1 protein-coding gene is annotated in these 3522 nt (G+C 62.5%); it reads left to right on the plus strand.

Annotated elements, in window-relative coordinates:
• Positions 1–1318 precede the first annotated feature (1318 nt).
• On the plus strand, positions 1319–2275 hold the full coding sequence (locus tag LKE06_RS27325; RefSeq protein WP_228002206.1) for an asparagine synthase-related protein: 957 nt from the start codon (positions 1319–1321) through the stop codon (positions 2273–2275).
• Positions 2276–3522 lie beyond the last annotated feature (1247 nt).

Below are 3522 nucleotides of genomic sequence, written 5' to 3' on the forward strand. Positions count from 1 at the left end.
AAGGAACCGAAAATGCTCAGCTACGTCGGCCACACCGCCCACTACGACTGCGAGAACTGCCTTCGTCCTGCCCACCAGCTCCGCACCGACTACGGCGACTACTGCAACCGCTGCTGGTTCACCTACAAGGTCACCACCGCCGAGTTCCAGGACATGCTCGACCGCTACATGTGACCCACTCGATTGGGGGCTTCGGCCCCTTTTCGCCCTGCTTGCTTGGCATACGGATAGCGACCTTCGGCCGCTTGGTCTCGTCGTTACGAGGCATCCACAGTGCTCAGCCCCGCCACCAAGTTCAGGGCAGTTCCGATGTGTGCGCAACCCAACCAGGACAGGGCCAACCGTGGTCAAGGCATGGGAAAGGCCGGTTGGGATGTCCCGACCGGCCTTGTCCGCAATCCGTCCGCAGTAGGCGCGGACCCACCCATATCCAGCCAACGATGCCAACGGCAAAACCCGCAGGTCAAGCGCTTGATCCGATTGCAGCCGTCACCTACAAACGTCCTGCACGCAGTTCGAGCTAATCTCTGACCTGCGCCGCCGGATCGTTGCGGGGGAGCTACTTCCTGGCACTCGGATACCGGAGAGGCCGAGCTGATCAAGCGCTACAAGGTCAGCATCCCGACTCTTCGCCAGGCCCTATCCGTTCTCGCGCACCGAGGTCCTGGAGGCCAAGCATGGTGTCGGCACGTTCGTAAGGACACCGCGTTTGAAAGTCGTTCGCCGCAACGACCGCCACCACCGCGAGAAGGCGATGGTCCATAGCTCGGAGCAGGAACGTCGTCAGAACGGCAGCGCCGAGACCGACACGGCCATCGAACCGACGAGTTCGCCTTCGACGGAGTACGAAACTGGCCCTGCGACCGAACCTGTGGCCAAGGTCTTCGGCGTTCCTGCTGGCACTCAACTGCTTCAGCGAACGTACCGGTCCGGTTCGTCGACGAAGATGTGCCGTTGAGCACCGGCGTCTCGTACCTCGTCCTGGATACGGTCCAAGAATCCCTGCTCGATCCGCGAACGAGCCGTGGCCGGGCGGAACGATGCACCAACTATCCACACTGGTATCGAAGTCGACCAGGTCGTCGAACATAACGACACGACGCCTTCGCCCGAAGAAATCGATCAGCTTGGATTGCTTCCTGCACAGCCGTTTTCGCAGTGCGCAAGACAATGCGGGACATCAACGGGCAGGTTGTCGAGTTCAGCGACTTTGTTCTCCCGGCGATCGGCACCGACTGATCTACACAACGCAACTGGAACGGTGGACATGATCAACGACTCCAACTTGGTCCCGCAAACATCCGAGCCGCTGCAATTCGTGACCGATCTGCTCGGTGACATCGCGAAGCCGAATCCGGACCTCCGCACCATTACCGACCCCCGGGAGGCAGCACAGGCCGTTGCCCTGGAAACTCGCTCGCGAATTGCGGCCGTCCTGGACAAGTTTGGCGGGACACCAGCTGTGTTGCTGAGCGGCGGCGTCGATTCCATCTATGTTGCCGCAGTTGCAGTCGAGCTCGGTGCCAAGCCCGTGGCGATCACCATCGTGACCGAGGGGCAAACCGATGAAGCAAACGCGGCTGCCGCTGCCTCCGTCCTGGGGCTACGGCACGACGTCATCCGTTTGAACGTCAACGAGGTCAGCGACCTATCGCGCGAAGTGATGCGCCGTCTCGACACGTCTGAGCTCTGGGAAGTCACTGCTGGCATTCCATTACTCGCGGCCCGTCGGAGCTTTGACGCGATCGCAGATCTAGGTGCAATCCTCAGCGGCAGCGGTGCCGATGCCATCCTCGGCGGTGGCCGGAAGCTCACTTACCCGGTGTCCTCTTCTGAGGCACGGACCGAAATCGACCAGCTGATTCGCACCGAGTCAGCTGCGAACTTCCGCTACGAACGTCTGGTCCCAGACTTCTATCCAGCTCTGTTAGACCAGTACGCCGATCGGCTGATTCATGTCTTCCAGACCGTCCGGTGGTGGCAAATCGCCGAATGCTTCGCCCCGACAGCGCTTTTCGGTGAGCACAACGGGCGCATGACTGACAAACTCGCACTTCGGACGGCGTGTGACGCTCAACTTCCCGAGGGAGCAAAACATCTGGCCTGGGCGGCAAAGGCCCCAATCCAACGTTCATCTGGGCTCATGTCCGTGTTGGCGACAGCAGCCCGTACCTACGCCGCAAACCTGCCTGGTGCTCGGACGTACGCCGATCCCATCATGGAGGATGCCGAAGCTGTGGCCACTCGGCTATATCTATCCATCCTGAAATCATGATTGCATGAAACATGAGCGCCCCGGCGATCACGGCAGCACTGATCAAGACGATGCCGTAGTCGACCGGGGCCTTTGTTTTGCTCCGGCGATGTTTCGCCATCTCCCACCGCCTCCTTCCTCGGCGCGATGCGGCTTGGACCAGCTGCCAAACCGCCCCTGAGCTGGAGGTGGCCCCAACGCCGAGCATCGGCAGTCGAATGATTTGAGCTACCGCGACACTGTTCGTGCCCAGCTGCGCAGCTCCCGCACAATCACCGCCCAGCCCCATCACTGCGAACCGTCCAGACCCAGCCGGACACTCACACACGAACACGCGGCAGGGACAGGCAGCTACACACTGTCGAGCAGTTCGCCAGCGCCCGTCACTTCACGGAGTGGTTGCTGAATTTCGCTATATAGAGTCAAGAGCGCCTGCGGCGGCGCGTGCGCGCCACCGCCGCGCTACGGTCCTAAGCTCTGTTCCGCCGCCGGACCGGCGCGTCGGCGGCACCCACGCGCTATCGGCAGTCGCCGGTCTCCTGGATTGCTCAGCGCGGCATCGACCCGAGCTGTGGACGTGGCAGGACGTGTGCCCGGCAGCGAGTTGCTGAACGGATCACCGAACTCCGATCGGCCGGCACTCTGCCCGATCGGCGGCTACCAGCGCGGCGACTCTCATACGGTGCTGCCGCACGAGCTCCGCTCGCTTGCCTCCCAAAAGCCAGCCTGCCGGACCTGCGTAGGTGGTCACCGAGCCGTCATCAGTCTGCGGAAAAGGCCCGGCACTCTGCCCAATCGCCAAGCCGCTCACCAGGTGCGACTGAATTGCTGAACGGAATTCGTTGGCTCGGTCGGCTGGCGGTTGTCCGGTTCGAGGGTCTTCGAGAAACCCGGGATCGTCGCTTTGGGTGGGTGGTTCGCAGGGCGGGGGCCGAAGCCCCCAATCGGGTGGGTCACATGGCAGTCGAGCATGTCCCGGAACTCGGCGGTGGGTAGGTGAACCAGCAGCGGTTGCAGTAGTCGCCGGGTCGGTGCGGAGCTGGTGGGCAGGCCAGCAGGGCAGCTCTCAGTCGTGGTGGGCGGTGTGGCCGACGTAGCCGCATCCCCGGTTCCTTTTCGGTCGAGGTGGTCTGACTGATCTGAGGGCTATCACGGCTGCGGCGGGCATCAAGGGCGCCTACGGCGTCACTACGTGATGGGACAAGCCCACCCTTGACGCCCACCACAGCCGTGATCGAGACGCCCTCAGTCAGACCCCCTCGACCGAA

The sequence above is a fragment of the Nocardia australiensis genome, assembly GCF_020733705.1.
Lineage (GTDB): Bacteria > Actinomycetota > Actinomycetes > Mycobacteriales > Mycobacteriaceae > Nocardia > Nocardia australiensis.